The following is a 17,343-nucleotide window of genomic DNA, read 5'->3' as shown; positions in this document are numbered from 1 at the left end:
TTAAAACTTGGAGGAGCATGCTATGAAGCAAATTTTTCAAAAGAAGCCTATTGCAAAGTTAATGCAAGAGAGTAAACAAAAGACGTTAGCAAGAACATTGGGCGCACTAGATTTAACGATGCTTGGAATCGGGGCAATTGTTGGAACAGGTATTTTTGTTCTAACGGGCGTGGTAGCAGCGAAACATTCTGGACCAGCTATTATATTATCATTTGCGATAGCCGCGTTAGCATGTGCCTTTGCTGCATTTTGTTATGCTGAATTTGCTTCTTCAGTTCCTGTCTCAGGCAGTGTCTATACGTACACATATGCGACGATGGGAGAAGTATTCGCATTTTTAATTGGATGGGACTTAATGCTTGAGTATTTACTTGCAACCTCTGCTGTGGCAAATGGTTGGTCCGCGTACTTCCAATCTTTATTAAAGGGATTTGGAATTCATATTCCTACCATTCTCTCCTCAGCCCCTGGTACAGGAAAGGGTGGAATAATTGATTTGCCGGCAGTTCTAATTATTTTAGTGATGACAGTTCTTTTATCTAGAGGTGTTCGTGAAAGTGCACGTGTAAATAATATTATGGTATTTATTAAACTAGCGGTTGTTCTTATTTTTATCTTTGCTGGTTTTAATTATGTGAAACCTGAAAACTGGACGCCTTTTATGCCATTTGGCTTAGATGGTGTAATGGCTGGAGCTGCTACAGTGTTCTTTGCATTCATAGGTTTTGATGCAGTTTCAACGGCAGCAGAAGAAGTGAAACGTCCACAACGTGATTTACCAATTGGTATTATTGCATCTTTATTAATTTGTACAGCTCTTTATATTATCGTTTCGCTTATTTTGACAGGAATTGTTCCATACGGACAGTTAAATATATCAGATCCAGTCGCTTTTGCACTTCAATTTATTGGACAAGATAGTTTAGCGGGAGTAATTTCAGTAGGAGCAATTACAGGGATCACAACAGTAATGTTAGTTATGATGTATGGGCAAGTACGCGTTTCATATGCAATGAGTAGAGATGGATTGTTGCCGAAACGTCTTGCTAAAGTTCACCCGAAATTTAAAACACCGTTTTTAAATACGTGGACAACGGGAATTATTGCAGCACTTATTTCAGGATTAATAGATTTAAATGTGTTAGCGCATCTTGTAAATATGGGGACTTTATCAGCCTTTGCACTTGTCGCTGTTGCTGTTATTGTAATGAGAAGAACGCATCCTGATTTACCAAGAGCATTTAAGGCGCCGCTTGTACCGTTTTTACCAGCGTTAACGGTAATTTTTTGTTTATACTTAATGCTTCAATTATCCGGGACGGCTTGGATTAGTTTTGGTGTATGGATGATTATCGGTATTGCGGTTTACTTCTTATATAGCCGAAAACATAGTGCTTTAAATAATAGTAAAGAAGAAGACGACGCAGCCAATTTATAAGTAGAAAAATCCATTCTAATTATGTTAGAATGGATCTTTAATTTTGAAAATTTACATTCTTCTGAACTTGTTATAAGATAATTATTGGTGAACAAAAGGGGTGAAATAATGAAAAATACGTGGCGTGAGTTAAGGGAGATGGACCGTAACGTATGGATTCGGTTTATTGGTGAGACGTTAAATGGAATTGCAATGATGATGTTGATGCCTTTTTTTGCATTATATTTAAAAGATAAGGTAGATTCATTATTACAGGTCGGAGTGATTATGGCACTGTCTCCAATTGCTGCAAGCTTTGGATCAATTATAGGGGGAAGAATTGCTGATATATATGGAAGAAAACCGATTATGATATTTTCGATGGCGAGCAATGCGGTATTCATGCTCGGTTTTTTATTTATAGAAGGATTTATTCCATATGCGATTTTATCTATTTTTTTAGGATTAAGTAATTCGTTATTTCATCCAGCTGCATCAGCGATGGTTGCGGATGTAACGGCGCCAGAAAAAAGAACAGAAGCATATGGTTTATTGCGAATGGGACACAATATAGGTGCTGCAATTGGTCCGATAATGGGGGCTTCAGTAGTTATGTTATCGAAGAACCTTGTGTTTATTATTGCCGCATCTACGATGTTATTTTATGCATTACTTGTATTCGTTCTTATTCAAGAGACAATGCCAAAGAATACGAATAAGGAAGAGGATAAAGAAAAGGAATCAGGAGCAGTGTGGAAAATTGTATTGCGAGATAAGGCACTCATGATTTATTTATTAGCAGGTATCATTATTTCGATGGGATTTTCTCAAACAGAAGGCATGTTGCCACTGCACTTTGATAATGAAATGAAAGGTATTTTTGGAACTAACAATCCATACCCATATTTAATGGCGTTAAACGGACTATTAGTTGTGTTGTTCCAATTTCAAATTTCAAAATGGGCCACAGATAAACCTGTTGGAAAGACGATGTTATATGGTGCATGTTTGTTTGGGATTGGATTATTTTTTATAGGGTGGTTACCGAAGTGGTTTGGAGAATTTGATATAAATGCTACAATTATTTTAATAACGTTACTGTTTGTATATGCCATATATACGTTAGGTGAGATGATTATGTCGCCTGTACAGATGACGTTTGTAGCGAATTTGGCCCCTGAACATTTGAGAGGGACTTATATGGGAGCTGCAAGTTTGCAGTGGATTACAGGAAGTGCATTCGGTCCGCTTCTTGGAGGTTTTTTATTAGATCGATTACTTGGCCACTTTCTATTTACAATTTTAGCTGTAGGATGTGTAGTTGCAGGTATTGTATATATTTCTTTAGACCGTCTCGTTGAACAAAGGCAAAAAAGCACACTAACCAAACAATCTTCTTAATGATTAGATGACATACACAAAAAGGGGATTTCTACATATTTTAGGTACATAACTAGATTGGTTTACAATTTTATCCCACTTTAATGAGCAGTAAGACCCCCACTGATTAAAGTTTCACTTTATATATGTATGAAGAAAGTTAAGTGGAAAAAGTATAGAAAACCAATAAGTGGTGTCATTTAATTATTTGTGGAAGTTGCATTTTATTTCAAATAGGAACTACCTATTTTTATAAAAAGTGCTAAAATAGAAAAATGAAAACAATTGGTTAGGGTGATTTCAGTGACAAAAATTAAATTAGGTTTATTATATGGTGGAAAATCAGCTGAGCATCAAGTTTCGCTACAAACGGCTCTTGCTGCTATTAAAGCATTAAATCAAGATAAATTCGAGATTCATCCAATTTATATTACAGAACAAGGTCAATGGGTACGCGGTGAGCGTATTGAAGGTGAAGTAACAGATGTTGAAGTTCTAAAAATGAGCGGTGCAGAAAATGCGATTTCTCCGTTATCATTAAGCACAGAAATCATTCCATCTGCAAATGCTGAGGAAAATGCTATCGACGTTATTTTCCCATTACTACATGGACCAAATGGTGAAGATGGAACGGTACAAGGATTACTAGAATTAATGAATATTCCTTATGTAGGAAATGGTGTTCTAGCATCTGCTGCTGGTATGGATAAAGTTGTTATGAAAAACATCTTTGCAGAAGCTGGATTGAAACAAGCAAAATATGCATCATTTATTCGTAGTGCATGGGAAAAAGATCGTGAAACAGCATATGAAAAAGTAGAAGAAGTATTAGGATACCCTTGCTTCGTAAAACCAGCAAACCTTGGTTCAAGTGTTGGGATTAATAAGTGTAAAAATCGTGAAGAACTTGAGAATGCATTTGAAGAGGCATTCCAATTTGACCGTAAAATTATTGTGGAAGAAAATATCGTTGGACGTGAAGTAGAAGTTGGTGTACTAGGTAATGATGAACCGAAATGTTCAGTTGTAGGTGAAATCGTACCTAAAAAAGACTTCTATGATTATAAGTCGAAATACATCGATGGTGATACAGCGTTAATTATTCCAGCTGAAATGACAGAAGAAGAGTCTAATGTTATTAAGCGAGATGCGATTGTTGCATTCCAATCGTTAGATGGTGCTGGCTTAACGCGAGCTGATTTCTTCTTAACGAAAGATGGAGAAGTATATATTAACGAAGTGAATACGATGCCAGGATTTACGCCGTTTAGTATGTTCCCTCTACTATGGCAACATACTGGATTACCGTATCCGGAATTAATTGAAGAGCTAATTCGTTTAGCGATGGAGCGTCACGAAGAAAAACAAAAAATTAAATATACAATCTAACAAAAAAGGAGGAGGCACTATTCGAAGGAATAGTGCTTCCTCTATGTAAGGAGTGTTTTTATGATAAATCGAACGTTAAAACAAGTAGAACAAATGACAAATGGTACGGGATTAGCAGAGCAGTATGAGGGAATTACTATACAAGGAGTGTCTATTGATACGAGAAAAATCGAAAAAGGAAACTTATATGTTCCGATTCAAGGTGAACGTTTCGATGGACATGCTTTTGTAGATAAAGCTGTTGAAAATGGAGCTGTGGCGACATTATGGATGAAAGATGTAGCAAATCCACCTGAGAATCTTCCGGTTATTTTTGTAGAAGACACGCTATCAGCATTACAAATGTTAGCAAAAAACTATCGCGACCAATTGGATGTTAAAGTGATTGGTGTGACAGGTAGTAACGGTAAAACATCTACAAAAGATATTGTAACAAGTCTTCTTGCGACTAAATTCAAAGTTCAAAAAACAGAAGGAAACTTCAATAATCATATCGGGCTACCTCTTACTATTTTAAACTTAGAAGAAAATACAGAAGTAGCTGTATTAGAAATGGGAATGTCAAGCCGCGGGGAAATTGAATTCTTATCTAAGTTAGCTCGTCCAAATGCAGCTATCATTACGAACATTGGTGAAGCGCATTTAATGGACTTAGGATCTCGTGAGGCAATTGCTGAAGCGAAATTAGAAATTGTGACAGGATTACAAGAGGGTGGAGTGTTCGTATATAACGGAGACGAGCCATTATTAACGAATCGTGTTCCTGAAATGAATTTAATAGCTGAAACAGTTACGTTTGGTGATGCTAGAGCAAATGATTACTATCCAACGACTGTAACGTTACAAGCAACTGGGACACACTTTAAAATGAATAGAGAAGAAAACATTTCATTCTATCTACCGGTATTAGGGAAACACAATGTGTATAATACGCTTGCTTCTATGGCAATTGCGAAACATTTTGGTGTAACGTGGGAAGAGATGAAAGAAGGTTTAGTAACACTTCAAATGACAGGCATGCGTATGGAAATTGTAAAAACAAATAGTGGATTAACAATTATCAACGATGCTTATAATGCAAGTCCAACAGCTATGGAAGCAGCATTCCACCTAATGAATGGTTTAGATGGATTCTCTAAAAAAATTGTTGTTCTCGGCGATATGTTAGAGCTTGGAGATCAAGAAGTACAGTTTCATTATGAGGTAGGTAAATTAATCGATCCAGCAAAAATCTCCTATGTGTTCACATATGGTAAATTAGGGGCTCAAATTGCTGAAGGAGCGAAAATTAATTTCCCTAACGAACGTGTAAAGGCTTATGATAATAAAGAAGAGTTAGTAAAAGAGTTGCAAGCAGTAGTCGATGCAAAAGATGTTGTATTAATAAAAGCATCTCGCGGTATGAAATTGGAAGAAGTAATTACGATGTTGAAATAATTGGTGTATATAAATAGGGATGATAGCTACGAAAAAAGAAGAAACTTATAATAAGCGCTTACAGTAAATATAAAAAAATAAAAGTGAAGAAAAAACCTCTGAATATGAAAATAAGGTAACAGTTGGGTTTGCTTTTTACACATACAAAACTTATAATTGATAAAGTGTAATAACGTTTAGAAGTATTTTCGTGAAGAATATACGCCCGTTTATATACGTGAGCATTCAGGAAAAGGGCTTTTCCGCAAATTCGGAAAACGCCTTTTTTTAAATGATAAGTATAGGATAGAAAAGGAGAAGTAACATTGACAACATTTCGAGAATTAGGATTAAGTGATTCTTTACTGCAATCTGTTGAAAGTATGGGCTTTGAAGAGGCTACGCCAATTCAAGCTGAAACAATTCCACATGCATTGCAAGGTAAGGATATTATTGGGCAAGCACAAACAGGTACAGGGAAAACAGCAGCATTCGGATTACCACTATTAGATAAAGTGGATACACATAAAGAATCGGTTCAAGGTATTGTTATCGCGCCAACGCGTGAATTAGCAATTCAAGTTGGAGAAGAGCTATACAAAATTGGTAAACATAAACGCGTTCGTATCTTACCAATTTATGGTGGTCAAGATATTAACCGCCAAATTCGTGCTCTAAAAAAACACCCACACATTATTGTTGGTACGCCGGGTCGTATTTTAGATCATATTAACCGTAAAACACTTCGCTTACAAAACGTAGAGACAGTTGTTCTTGACGAAGCGGATGAAATGTTAAACATGGGCTTCATTGAAGATATTGAAGCAATTTTAACAGATGTGCCAGAAACACACCAAACATTACTATTCTCAGCGACAATGCCGGACCCAATCCGTCGTATTGCTGAGCGTTTCATGACTGAGCCTCAACACATTAAAGTAAAAGCAAAAGAAGTAACAATGCCAAACATTCAGCAGTTCTATTTAGAAGTGCAAGAAAAGAAAAAGTTTGATGTATTGACACGCTTATTAGACATTCAATCTCCAGAGCTTGCGATTGTATTCGGTCGTACAAAGCGTCGTGTTGATGAATTATCAGAAGCATTAAATTTACGTGGTTATGCTGCGGAAGGTATCCATGGTGATTTAACTCAGGCGAAACGTATGTCTGTATTACGTAAGTTCAAAGAAGGTTCTATTGAAGTTCTTGTTGCAACAGACGTTGCTGCGCGTGGTCTTGATATTTCAGGTGTAACACACGTATACAACTTCGATATTCCACAAGATCCAGAATCATACGTTCACCGTATTGGCCGTACTGGTCGTGCAGGTAAAAAAGGTATTGCAATGCTATTTGTAACACCACGTGAATCTGGACAATTAAAAAATATCGAGCGTACAACAAAACGTAAAATGGACCGTATGGATGCACCAACACTTGACGAGGCACTAGAAGGTCAACAACGTTTAATCGCTGAAAAACTTCAAAACACAATTGAAAATGAAAACTTAGCATACTACAAGCGTATTGCAGAAGAAATGTTAGAAGAGAACGACTCTGTAACAGTAGTAGCTGCTGCTTTAAAAATGATGACAAAAGAGCCAGATACAACTCCAATCGCTTTAACATCAGAACCACCAGTTGTTTCAAGAGGTGGCGGTTCTAAAAAACGCGGCGGTAACGGAGGCGGGTACCGTGACGGTAACCGTAATCGTAGTCGTGATGGACGCGGTGGCGATGGTCGTAACCGTGACCGCAATCGTGATGGTCGTAATCGTGACGGTAACCGTGATCGCAATCGTGAAGGTAGCCGTGATGGCAACCGTGGTCGTCGTGGAGAAGGTCAAGGTCGCCCAGGATCTTCAAACGGACGCGGCGAAAGAAAACATCATAGCCGTAAGCCACAAGCTTAATAGTAAAAAAGAGAATGCCCTTTTCCGGCATTCTCTTTTTTTATTTCTGTAATTGTACATACTACATAATAACTTGTGTAGAAATGAGGTGCTACATGCTTGTAAGACTTGGGTATGTTGCGATGAGTGTACATTTGAAAAACGCATCCCCATCTCAAACGATGACGTACGCGCAGTTTCAAAAAATAGATGATCGGGAAGCGGCGATTCGTAAACTTGAAAGAATTGCTAATTCGAATTTGGAAAATTGCTTACGGTTATTAAAACATAATAAAGGCCATGATATATCCTTTTTTCGACTTAGCTCTAAGTTGATTCCTTTAGCGAATCATGAGGAGTTGTTAGAGTGGAACTACATTCGTCCCTTAAAAGAAAATTTAAAGGTGCTAGGTGATTACGCTATTCGAATGAATATGCGTATTGATTTTCATCCAGATCATTTTGTTGTACTTAATTCACCTGAGGAGAATATTTTTAAACACTCTGTCAAGACATTACAAATGCATAGAAAATTATTAAAAGGTATGGGAATTGAACATAAGCAACGATGTGTAATGCATGTTGGGGGCGGATATAAAGATAAAGAGCTCGCATTAGAGCGTTTTATAGAGAATTGGTCTAATGTCCCAAGAGGTATTCAGGAAATGATTATGTTAGAAAATGATGATACAACTTTTACGCTCGAGGACACATTATATTTAGGAGAAAAGTTGGACATTCCCGTTGTATTTGATTTACATCATCATATGATGAATCATGATCGAGAAGATTGGCATGAAGATTGGGCGCGTGTTGTACATACGTGGGAATCGTCTTTGTTACCGGTGAAAATGCACATTTCTAGTCCTAGAGAGGGAAAAGACCCAAGGGCACATGCGGACTTTATTAATGTAGATACTCTTTTATCTTTTTTAAAAAAGATAAAAGGAAGTGTTCCGCAAATTGATTGTATGATTGAAGCGAAGAAGAAGGATGAGTCTTTATTTCAACTCATGAGAGATTTAAGTGAACAAACAGATGTGGAAATTATAGATGGTGCGAGCTTTTATATTAAATGAGCTCTGCACCATCGAGTTTTTTTGTTAATAGAGGAGTGCAAATACCACCAATGATCAATCCTGTTAAATGGCTGATAGGGTTGGCAGAGGGATTGAAAAAAGTGAATAGTAGTAATATACATATCATAATTGAAAAAATAGCGATGTCTCTTGGATTGGAAGAGCGATATCGGCTATACATTAGAAATAACTGTGCACCTAGTAATCCGAAAATACCACCAGATGCCCCGGCATGAATATATTCATGAGGCATAATAAGATAAGAGGAAATATTTCCGAGAATGCCAGAAAGGAAAAAAATAATGATGAAAGACAAGTGCCCTAGTTGTTTTTCAATAGAAGAGCCAAGCACGAATAAACAAATACTATTAAAAAGAAAATGTTGTAAGTCTACATGTACGAGCAGGGAAGTTAGGAGACGCCACCATTCTCCTTTAGCGATATATTCATTAGAAGCTGCCATAGGAAAGAGGGAAAAATCACCTAATATAATCATGATTAATTGTATGAGAAGTAAAGTGATGACGATTGGTTGTAAGGAAATGCGGGCGGATGGTATTAGCATGTTGTGAGTATCACTCCTTTTGCATCAGAAAGATTCTCTGTTATTCTTACAATATGAAAAAAGAAAGCTAAATAGAAGAAGGGGATTTTGAAATGATTGTAGGGATTGGAATCGACATTATTGAATTAAATCGAATTGAAAAAATGATAGATGGAAAGCTTAAATTTATGGAACGTATTTTAACTGAAAGTGAACGTAATGTTGCAAAGGGGCTGAAGGGAAGTCGCCTTATAGAGTTTGTAGCTGGAAGATTTGCAGCGAAAGAGGCGTATTCAAAAGCGGTAGGGACTGGTATCGGGAAAGAAGTGAGTTTTTTAGATATTGAAGTAAGAAATGATGATAGAGGTAAGCCGATTCTTATTACAAGTACAGAGCATATTGTTCATTTATCAATTAGTCATAGTAAGGAATTTGCTGTTGCTCAAGTTGTTTTAGAAAGCTCGTCACGCTAGTCTGCATATTTTATATCTTTGTCTCATATATTTGTGGTAGCGATAAGGAAGGTACATCTTCCATTCATTCATTTATAGGGGCAAAGGGGCTGAAGTGATGAAAAGGCGTCTGTTTTTAGTTCTTCTCGGTTTATTAACCGTTTTTGTGTTGGCCGGTTGTATGGAAAAGAAACAAGATGATGTTGTGAGAGATTTAGAGGCGAAAGTAAAAGGGTTGAAAAGCTATCAAGCTGAAGCGAAATTATCTATTAAAACAGGGAATGAGCCTCAGGAGTATAAGGTAGAAATATGGCATAAAGAACCTTCTTTTTATCGTGTGAATTTGCAGAATGCGAAAAAAGATCAAAGTCAAATTATTTTAAGGAATGAAGAAGGTGTATTTGTATTAACGCCAGCGCTTAATAAGAGTTTCCGTTTCCAAAGTGATTGGCCGCAAAATAGTAGCCAGGCTTATTTATACGAATCCCTTGTGAGGGACATTTTGCAGGATAAGAAAAACCTTACTTTTGAAAAAACAGATAAGTATTATATCTTTAAAACAAAAACAAATTATCAACACCAAAACATGTTGCCGAAACAAGAGATTACATTGAAGAAAAGTGATTTAACACCAGTTTCGGTGAAGTTAATGGATAATGATCAAAATGTTCTTGTGAAAGTAGATTTCTCTAAAGTGAAATTTGATGCGAAATTTGATAAAGGTGCATTTGATACGAAACAAAATATGTCTAGAGCGCAAGTAGATGTTCAAACGACAGCGAAAGAAGACAAACCATTTGCTATTTTGTATCCGCGTGATACGCCGCAAGGTATGACTTTGAAAGATGAAAAAGAGTTGAAGACAGACAGTGGCAAGCGTGCGATACTCACATACACTGGAAGTAAGAAATCCTTTACTTTAATACAAGAAAAGGCAAAAGTTGCAGAGGCTTCGTCAGCGATAAGTGTGAGCGGAGAATTGGTTGATCTTGGCTTTACAATTGGAGCATTGACGAAAGACTCTTTAACGTGGTCGCATAACGGAGTAGAATATATGCTCGTGTCTAAAGGTTTAGAGCCGAAGGAGCTGTTAATGGTTGCTCGTTCAGTTACAGAGAAGCAGGTGAAGTGAACTTCTTAGACGTGGTGATATATGTGCACCACGTCTTTTCTTAGTTTGAAGGGTGGATTTCATAAAAGAAGCATATAAAAGAATAAGCTTCGCATATCGTGTATAAGGAAGTGTATTTATGGAAGAAGCGCCATTTTACCGTGACACTTGGGTGGAAGTGGATTTAGATGCGATTTATAACAATGTTACACATATTAAAGAATTTATCCCAAGTGGTGTAGAAATTTTTGCCGTAGTTAAAGGGAATGCATATGGGCACGATTATGTACCGGTGGCTAAAACAGCATTAGAAGCGGGGGCGACAAGGTTAGCAGTTGCGTTCTTAGATGAAGCTTTAGTGCTTCGAAGAGCCGGTATTACTGCGCCGATTTTAGTGTTAGGTCCTTCTCCTCCTCGTGATATAAATGTAGCTGCTGAAAATGATGTAGCATTAACTGTTTTTCAAAAGGAATGGGTAGATGAAGCAATCAAACTTTGGGATGGTTCGTCTACGATGAAATACCATATTAATTTCGATAGTGGTATGGGGAGAATTGGAATACGCAAACGTAAAGAATTAAAAGGTTTTTTAAAAAGCTTAGAAGGTGCACCATTTTTAGAATTGGAAGGAGTTTATACACATTTTGCAACGGCAGATGAGGTGGAGACTTCTTACTTTGATAAGCAATATAACACATTTTTGGAGCAGTTAAGTTGGTTGAAAGAATTCGGAGTGGATCCTAAGTTTGTTCATACAGCTAATAGTGCTGCAACACTACGTTTTCAAGGGATTACATTTAATGCAGTACGAATTGGCATTGCGATGTATGGGTTATCTCCATCTGTAGAAATACGCCCTTTTTTACCGTTTAAATTAGAACCAGCGCTATCACTGCATACGAAAGTTGCTCATATTAAACAGGTGATTAAAGGGGATGGAATTAGTTATAACGTCACTTATCGAACGAAGACGGAAGAATGGATTGCGACTGTTGCAATTGGGTATGCAGATGGGTGGCTTAGAAGATTACAAGGATTTGAAGTGCTTGTAAATGGTAAACGGGTACCGATTGTAGGGCGAGTAACAATGGATCAATTCATGATTCACCTTCCTTGTGAAGTGCCTCTTGGCACGAAAGTTACACTCATTGGAAGGCAAGGAGATGAATATATTAGCGCTACAGAGGTTGCGGAATATTCAGGGACTATTAATTATGAAATTATTACAACGATTAGTTTCCGTGTGCCGAGAATATTTATACGGAACGGGAAAGTTGTGGAAGTAATCAATTATTTGAATGATATATAGAGGGTAGTATGATTTGCTTCTTGTCATGTGAGAGGACTTTTTGGTGGCTAAGAATAAGTTCGTTTTTTGACGAGAAGCTTTTTACTTATCATTACTTTTAACATAATTTAACGTGGAAACTCTTCCGTTTCTTTTTGTAATGAGATAAAAAATAAAAGAATATGAATGTTTTGTTTGTGAATTGGAAAACATAAGCAAGGAATAAGGAAGTCTTTGCAACAGGCTCCATACAATGGTATTATTACAATAGGTGTCATATATATATTTGGGTGTGTAGTTGACGGTGGAGGTGTATTTTTGTGTCCGAATCAAGTGTAACTACTGAAATCGTGGTTCGGTTGCCAAAGCAAATGGTAACGGAATTGGACGGAATTGGAAAACAAGAGAATAAGAATCGCCATGAACTAATTTGCCAGGCAACACAACTGTTATTGCGTCAACATAAGACGAAGAAACGCTACCAACATGAATCAATGCGACGTGGGTACATTGAAATGGGAAAAATTAATCTTGGTATTGCATCTGAAGCTTTCTTAGCAGAGTATGAAGCAGCTCATACAGTAGAACGCTTAGTTAGCGGGGGGTAATATTTTGATTGTAAAACGCGGCGACGTGTATTTTGCAGACCTTTCCCCAGTTGTTGGTTCTGAGCAAGGAGGCGTTCGTCCGGTTCTTGTCATTCAAAATGACATCGGAAATCGTTTTAGTCCAACGGTGATTGTAGCGGCTATTACTGCACAGATTCAAAAAGCGAAATTACCCACTCATGTGGAAATTGATGCGAAAAAGTACGGTTTTGAGAGAGATTCTGTTATTTTACTTGAGCAGATTCGAACAATCGATAAGCAGCGCTTAACGGACAAAATCACTCACTTAGATGAAGTGATGATGATTCGTGTAGATGAAGCGCTACAAATTAGTTTAGGACTAATAGATTTTTAAATCGGCAGTTTAAGTTGCTCTCTTTGAAGGGCAACTTTTTTTATTATAGAGGAGGTTACGGTTGTATATGGAAATGGTAGATAATCGACAAGCGTTAATGAAAATGTTAGTGAAGGAATTAGGCTTTACCGAAAAGCAAGTTCGTCATGTTATTCAATTAACAGAAGAAGGTAACACAGTTCCATTTATTGCTCGTTACCGAAAAGAATGGACAGGCTCTTTAGATGAAGTGCAAATTCGTACAATTTTAGAGAGATGGCAATATATGATGCAGCTTGAAGATAGGAAAGAAGAGGTTCTTCGTCTTATTGATGAGAAGGGGAAACTGACAGGAGAATTACGTCAGCAAATTGTGAAAGCTACAAAGTTGCAAGAAGTAGAAGATTTATATCGTCCGTATAAAGAGAAGAGAAGAACGAAAGCAACGATTGCAAAAGAAAAAGGATTAGAGCCATTAGCTGAATGGTTATTATTATATACGAAAGAAGATCCGAATCAGAAGGCAATGGAGTTTGTAAATGCCGAGAAAGAAGTGCAATCTGCAGAAGAAGCATTACAAGGTGCTCAAGACATTATTGCAGAAATCGTTTCAGATGAAGCGGCATATCGTAGTTGGATTCGGAATGTTACTTTTAGAAAAGGTGTTATGTCTTCGGCTGTAAAAGATGAAGAGAAAGATGAAAAAAATATATATGAAATGTATTACAGCTATGAAGAACCGTTGCAGAAAGTCGTGCCGCATCGCGTATTAGCGATGAATCGAGGTGAGAAAGAAGATATATTGAGAGTTTCTGTTGTTCCACCAGTAGATGAGATAGTAACTTTCTTATATAAGAAAGTAATTCGTGATAACGATTCAAAAAGTGCACAGTATGTAAAATTAGCAATAGAGGATGGTTATAAACGATTAATTCAATCCTCTATTGAAAGGGAGATTCGAAAAGAATTAACAGAAACAGCTGAGGAACAAGCGATACATATTTTCTCTGAGAACTTACGTAATTTGTTATTACAACCTCCAATGAAAGGAAAGGTTGTGTTAGCTGTAGACCCTGCATATAGAACGGGTTGTAAATTAGCTATCGTAGACGATACGGGGAAAGTTCTATATATTGATGTTATTTATCCGCATCCACCAGTGCGTAAATATGAAGATGCAAAAGCGAAAGTTCTTTCTATTATAGATAAATATCAAGTTGAAATGATTGCGATTGGGAATGGTACAGCTTCTAGAGAATCGGAAGAATTTATAGTTGATGTATTACAAAATGTGAAACGAGAAGTCTTCTATATTATTGTGAACGAAGCTGGTGCGAGTGTGTATTCGGCTTCTGATTTAGCACGTGAGGAATTCCCGGATTTACAGGTTGAAGAAAGAAGTGCGGTTTCTATCGGTAGACGTCTGCAAGATCCACTTGCTGAACTTGTAAAGATTGATCCGAAATCAGTTGGGGTTGGACAATACCAACATGATGTATCTCAAAAAAGATTAAATGAATCATTAACGTTTGTAGTAGAGACGGCAGTTAACCAAGTCGGTGTGAATGTAAATACAGCTTCAGTTGCGTTGTTGCAATATGTTTCGGGTTTATCAAAAACTGTTGCGAAAAATATTGTAGCAAAGCGTGAAGAAGAAGGGAAATTTACAAAACGAACAGACTTAAAGAAAATACCACGTCTAGGTGCGAAGACATATGAACAATGTATAGGTTTCTTACGTATATTAGAAGGGGCAAATCCGTTAGACCGTACAGGTATTCATCCAGAACAATATAAAAATGTTGAATTGTTATTGAAGAGTCTAGGATTATCAAAAGATGACGTAGGGCAACCGCAATTACAAAAGAGTTTAGAAGAAGTAGAGATTTCTAAGTTGTCGCAAGAAACGGGAGTTGGAGAACCAACATTAGTTGATATTATAGATGCACTCATTAGTCCAGAGCGAGACATGAGGGATGAGTTGCCTAAACCGCTTCTGAAAAAAGGGATTTTGAAATTAGAAGATTTAAAACGTGGTATGGAACTGGAAGGAACAGTTCGTAACGTTGTTGATTTTGGTGCTTTTGTTGATGTAGGTGTGAAACAAGATGGTTTAGTACATATTTCTAAACTAAGCAAACAATACGTGAAGCATCCGTTAGATGTTGTATCTGTCGGACAAATCGTCAAAGTATGGGTAGATGATATTGATACGAAAAAAGGTCGCGTTGCATTATCTATGTTGCCGATTGAATAGTAAGAGAAGAGAGCAGATGAAACTGCTCTTTTTTTATAGGATAAAACGTGTAATGGATTAAGAACTTTGATGTATTTTGCTATAATAAAACCAGCATTCATTTAATAATTTAATTTGATACCGGTTTTTTTCAAAATATGCGCGTTGCATTTGTTTTTTGAGCCATGTAGGCATAGGAATCCCTCCTTGTTTAATCCTACTCTCATAAATGTAAAGTAATATTGATGAGAGGTTGGTGAGTGGATTTCTATTTTTGCTATGTTTTTAGAAACCACGCTTCTTGAATGAGGATGGGTATATGTACTATTTAATATATGTATAAGAGAGGAGAAAAGTGTAAAAATATTTTTTTGTTTAGGAGGAATGAAAATGGATGAGCAAGAAATACAGCGGCTAGTGGAAGAAGTATCGCTACAATATTTCGGAATGCCGTTTTTACATAAGGCACTGTTTAATAGTAGGTTGCGTACAACTGGTGGACGTTATCTATTGAATACACACAATATTGAACTGAATTATCGATATTACGAAATGTATGGGAAAGAAGAATTAGTTGGAATTGTTAAACATGAACTTTGTCATTATCACTTACATATTACAGGAAGAGGATATAAGCACCGGGATAAGGATTTTCGCGAACTGTTAAAGGCAGTTGATGCGCCGCGGTTTTGTAAACGAATGATGAATGAAGAGAAGGAAAAAAAGGTTTATATGTATGAATGTATGGGATGCTCACTTCAATATGTAAGAAGACGTCAAATTAATACAAAAAGATATGTCTGCGGAAAGTGTAAAGGGAAACTAATCTTGATAAAGAAAACATCTTGACAGTGAAAACGCAATCCAGTATATTATAAACATGTCACGTTTGTACAAGATGTTGTGAAAAAACTTCTTGACTTACGATGAGAATTTTTATAAGATACAAATTGTCTTTATTATTCCGCAGTAGCTCAGTGGTAGAGCTATCGGCTGTTAACCGATCGGTCGTAGGTTCGAGTCCTACCTGCGGAGCCATACAGAGAAGTACCCAAGTGGCTCAAGGGGCTCCCCTGCTAAGGGAGTAGATCGCGAACGCGGTGCGAGGGTTCGAATCCCTTCTTCTCTGCCATTCATATTGGCCCGTTGGTCAAGTGGTTAAGACACCGCCCTTTCACGGCGGTAACACGGGTTCGAATCCCGTACGGGTCACCACTTCGGAGGATTAGCTCAGCTGGGAGAGCACCTGCCTTACAAGCAGGGGGTCGGCGGTTCGATCCCGTCATCCTCCACCATAATAGTATAATGAAAAGTGAAATGACATTAATGTAAAGATTAAATGGTCCCGTGGTGTAGTGGTTAACATGCCTGCCTGTCACGCAGGAGATCGCCGGTTCGACCCCGGTCGGGACCGCCATTTTAACTTCTGCTAATTGGCAGTTGTTTTTTATTGGTCATTATGGTACAATAACATTTGTCTTTGAAAATAAGATAAGTATTTCGATGGGCTATAGCCAAGCGGTAAGGCAACGGACTTTGACTCCGTCATGCGCTGGTTCGAATCCAGCTAGCCCAGCCATTTACGAGCCATTAGCTCAGTTGGTAGAGCATCTGACTTTTAATCAGAGGGTCGAAGGTTCGAGTCCTTCATGGCTCACTTTTGTTTTTTCCGCGCGGTCGTGGCGGAACGGCAGACGCGCTAGGTTGAGGGCCTAGTGGGGGAAACCCCGTGGAGGTTCAAGTCCTCTCGGCCGCATCAAAAATCTTTTTTAAAAAAGTACTTGCATTTGAAAATGCAGTATGATAAGATAATTGAGTCGCCAAAATACAACGACGAAAAAACATCATGAATAAGCGCCCGTAGCTCAATTGGATAGAGCGTTTGACTACGGATCAAGAGGTTAGGGGTTCGACTCCTCTCGGGCGCGCCAATTACGGGAAGTGGCTCAGCTTGGTAGAGCACCTGGTTTGGGACCAGGGGGTCGCAGGTTCAAATCCTGTCTTCCCGACCACGCGGGTGTAGTTTAGTGGTAAAACAAGAGCCTTCCAAGCTCTGGTCGAGAGTTCGATTCTCTTCACCCGCTTTTAGTTCTTTGAAAACTGAACGAAACAAACAACGTGAAACGTCAATTTTTATTTTATGATGCTAGACAAACTAACTTTATTGGAGAGTTTGATCCTGGCTCAGGATGAACGC

At 37.7% G+C, this 17,343-nt stretch carries 15 protein-coding genes and 11 tRNA genes; 24 read left to right on the top strand and 2 right to left on the bottom strand.

The window, feature by feature from the left end; genetic code table 11:
- The first annotated feature begins 22 nt into the window (after positions 1-22).
- From ACTFRS_RS26525 to uvsE, 6 genes are all read left to right on the top strand, one after another.
- A complete protein-coding gene (locus ACTFRS_RS26525) occupies positions 23-1,438 on the top strand; it encodes an amino acid permease (protein WP_000809368.1) in 1,416 nt (471 codons plus the stop codon).
- A gap of 108 nt (positions 1,439-1,546) precedes the next feature.
- The gene (locus tag ACTFRS_RS26520; RefSeq protein WP_139869633.1) at positions 1,547-2,818 is read left to right on the top strand and encodes an MDR family MFS transporter; all 1,272 of its coding nucleotides are present in this window, start codon (positions 1,547-1,549) and stop codon (positions 2,816-2,818) included.
- Positions 2,819-3,100: 282 nt separating this feature from the next.
- On the top strand, positions 3,101-4,186 hold the full coding sequence (locus ACTFRS_RS26515) for a D-alanine--D-alanine ligase (RefSeq protein WP_000161443.1): 1,086 nt from the start codon (positions 3,101-3,103) through the stop codon (positions 4,184-4,186).
- A 60-nt stretch (positions 4,187-4,246) separates the two neighbouring features.
- On the top strand, positions 4,247-5,623 hold the full coding sequence (murF, locus tag ACTFRS_RS26510) for a UDP-N-acetylmuramoyl-tripeptide--D-alanyl-D-alanine ligase (protein ID WP_000610682.1): 1,377 nt from the start codon (positions 4,247-4,249) through the stop codon (positions 5,621-5,623).
- Positions 5,624-5,928: 305 nt separating this feature from the next.
- Positions 5,929-7,515, top strand: coding sequence for a DEAD/DEAH box helicase (locus tag ACTFRS_RS26505; protein WP_139869634.1), 1,587 nt, complete (start codon positions 5,929-5,931; stop codon positions 7,513-7,515).
- A 95-nt stretch (positions 7,516-7,610) separates the two neighbouring features.
- Positions 7,611-8,573, top strand: coding sequence for a UV DNA damage repair endonuclease UvsE (uvsE, locus tag ACTFRS_RS26500; RefSeq protein WP_242294904.1), 963 nt, complete (start codon positions 7,611-7,613; stop codon positions 8,571-8,573).
- Here the strand turns inward: uvsE and ACTFRS_RS26495 are convergent.
- Positions 8,566-9,138, bottom strand: a complete 573-nt coding sequence (locus ACTFRS_RS26495; RefSeq protein WP_139869636.1) for a rhomboid family intramembrane serine protease — start codon at positions 9,136-9,138, stop codon at positions 8,566-8,568. The two genes, uvsE and ACTFRS_RS26495, sit on opposite strands and share 8 nt — an antisense overlap.
- A gap of 92 nt (positions 9,139-9,230) precedes the next feature.
- Between ACTFRS_RS26495 and acpS the strand changes: the two genes are divergently transcribed.
- From acpS to ACTFRS_RS26465, 6 genes are all read left to right on the top strand, one after another.
- Positions 9,231-9,590: a holo-ACP synthase gene (gene acpS / locus ACTFRS_RS26490; RefSeq protein WP_139869637.1), complete on the top strand. Its 360-nt coding sequence runs from the start codon at positions 9,231-9,233 to the stop codon at positions 9,588-9,590.
- A gap of 160 nt (positions 9,591-9,750) precedes the next feature.
- The gene (locus tag ACTFRS_RS26485; RefSeq protein ID WP_029141035.1) at positions 9,751-10,701 is read left to right on the top strand and encodes a LolA family protein; all 951 of its coding nucleotides are present in this window, start codon (positions 9,751-9,753) and stop codon (positions 10,699-10,701) included.
- A gap of 118 nt (positions 10,702-10,819) precedes the next feature.
- Positions 10,820-11,989, top strand: a complete 1,170-nt coding sequence (alr, locus tag ACTFRS_RS26480; protein WP_139869638.1) for an alanine racemase — start codon at positions 10,820-10,822, stop codon at positions 11,987-11,989.
- Positions 11,990-12,288: 299 nt separating this feature from the next.
- Positions 12,289-12,576: an antitoxin EndoAI gene (locus ACTFRS_RS26475; RefSeq protein ID WP_000004570.1), complete on the top strand. Its 288-nt coding sequence runs from the start codon at positions 12,289-12,291 to the stop codon at positions 12,574-12,576.
- A gap of 4 nt (positions 12,577-12,580) precedes the next feature.
- Positions 12,581-12,931 (top strand): type II toxin-antitoxin system endoribonuclease NdoA, encoded by a 351-nt coding sequence (gene ndoA, locus ACTFRS_RS26470; RefSeq protein ID WP_000635963.1) that lies wholly within the window; start codon positions 12,581-12,583, stop codon positions 12,929-12,931.
- A 67-nt stretch (positions 12,932-12,998) separates the two neighbouring features.
- Positions 12,999-15,167 carry a Tex family protein gene (locus ACTFRS_RS26465; RefSeq protein WP_242294907.1) on the top strand — a complete coding sequence of 723 codons (2,169 nt, stop codon included), beginning with the start codon at positions 12,999-13,001 and terminating at the stop codon, positions 15,165-15,167.
- Positions 15,168-15,224: 57 nt separating this feature from the next.
- On the opposite strand, the gene cmpA is transcribed toward ACTFRS_RS26465, so the two are convergent.
- Entirely contained in the window at positions 15,225-15,341 is a 117-nt protein-coding gene (cmpA, locus tag ACTFRS_RS26460) for a cortex morphogenetic protein CmpA (protein ID WP_001143642.1), read from the bottom strand.
- 195 nt (positions 15,342-15,536) lie between these two features.
- Here cmpA and ACTFRS_RS26455 point away from each other — a divergent pair, with 195 nt between their 5' ends.
- The 12 genes from ACTFRS_RS26455 (at position 15,537) to ACTFRS_RS26400 (ending at position 17,230) form a co-directional block, all read left to right on the top strand.
- Complete coding sequence (locus ACTFRS_RS26455) at positions 15,537-15,995, top strand: SprT family protein (RefSeq protein ID WP_000344243.1); 459 nt, start codon at positions 15,537-15,539, stop codon at positions 15,993-15,995.
- A gap of 114 nt (positions 15,996-16,109) precedes the next feature.
- Positions 16,110-16,184: transfer RNA gene (locus tag ACTFRS_RS26450), tRNA-Asn, on the top strand.
- Between the two features lie 3 nt (positions 16,185-16,187).
- Positions 16,188-16,278, top strand: a tRNA-Ser gene (locus ACTFRS_RS26445).
- Between the two features lie 8 nt (positions 16,279-16,286).
- A tRNA-Glu gene (locus ACTFRS_RS26440) sits at positions 16,287-16,361 on the top strand.
- A gap of 4 nt (positions 16,362-16,365) precedes the next feature.
- A tRNA-Val gene (locus ACTFRS_RS26435) sits at positions 16,366-16,441 on the top strand.
- A 46-nt stretch (positions 16,442-16,487) separates the two neighbouring features.
- Positions 16,488-16,563, top strand: a tRNA-Asp gene (locus ACTFRS_RS26430).
- Positions 16,564-16,650: 87 nt separating this feature from the next.
- Positions 16,651-16,725: transfer RNA gene (locus ACTFRS_RS26425), tRNA-Gln, on the top strand.
- A gap of 5 nt (positions 16,726-16,730) precedes the next feature.
- A tRNA-Lys gene (locus tag ACTFRS_RS26420) sits at positions 16,731-16,803 on the top strand.
- Between the two features lie 16 nt (positions 16,804-16,819).
- A tRNA-Leu gene (locus ACTFRS_RS26415) sits at positions 16,820-16,902 on the top strand.
- 98 nt (positions 16,903-17,000) lie between these two features.
- A tRNA-Arg gene (locus ACTFRS_RS26410) sits at positions 17,001-17,077 on the top strand.
- A 4-nt stretch (positions 17,078-17,081) separates the two neighbouring features.
- A tRNA-Pro gene (locus tag ACTFRS_RS26405) sits at positions 17,082-17,158 on the top strand.
- Position 17,159: 1 nt separating this feature from the next.
- A tRNA-Gly gene (locus ACTFRS_RS26400) sits at positions 17,160-17,230 on the top strand.
- Positions 17,231-17,343 lie beyond the last annotated feature (113 nt).

The sequence above is a fragment of the Bacillus cereus group sp. MYBK139-1 genome (assembly GCF_051916915.1).
In the GTDB taxonomy this organism is placed as follows: domain Bacteria; phylum Bacillota; class Bacilli; order Bacillales; family Bacillaceae_G; genus Bacillus_A; species Bacillus_A pacificus.
Note: the sequence above shows the minus strand (reverse complement) of the source record. Positions and strands in the feature narration are given on the sequence as shown.

Bases quoted from the DNA above. Each gene is read 5' to 3' on its own strand.
- ACTFRS_RS26525 (WP_000809368.1), top strand. From the start codon at position 23: ATGAAGCAAATTTTTCAAAAGAAGCCTATTGCAAAGTTAATGCAAGAG.
- ACTFRS_RS26520 (WP_139869633.1), top strand. From the start codon at position 1,547: ATGAAAAATACGTGGCGTGAGTTAAGGGAGATGGACCGTAACGTATGG.
- murF (WP_000610682.1), top strand. From the start codon at position 4,247: ATGATAAATCGAACGTTAAAACAAGTAGAACAAATGACAAATGGTACG.
- uvsE (WP_242294904.1), top strand. From the start codon at position 7,611: ATGCTTGTAAGACTTGGGTATGTTGCGATGAGTGTACATTTGAAAAAC.
- ACTFRS_RS26495 (WP_139869636.1), bottom strand. From the start codon at position 9,138: ATGCTAATACCATCCGCCCGCATTTCCTTACAACCAATCGTCATCACT.
- acpS (WP_139869637.1), top strand. From the start codon at position 9,231: ATGATTGTAGGGATTGGAATCGACATTATTGAATTAAATCGAATTGAA.
- ACTFRS_RS26485 (WP_029141035.1), top strand. From the start codon at position 9,751: ATGGAAAAGAAACAAGATGATGTTGTGAGAGATTTAGAGGCGAAAGTA.
- alr (WP_139869638.1), top strand. From the start codon at position 10,820: ATGGAAGAAGCGCCATTTTACCGTGACACTTGGGTGGAAGTGGATTTA.
- ACTFRS_RS26465 (WP_242294907.1), top strand. From the start codon at position 12,999: ATGGAAATGGTAGATAATCGACAAGCGTTAATGAAAATGTTAGTGAAG.
- cmpA (WP_001143642.1), bottom strand. From the start codon at position 15,341: ATGCCTACATGGCTCAAAAAACAAATGCAACGCGCATATTTTGAAAAA.
- ACTFRS_RS26455 (WP_000344243.1), top strand. From the start codon at position 15,537: ATGGATGAGCAAGAAATACAGCGGCTAGTGGAAGAAGTATCGCTACAA.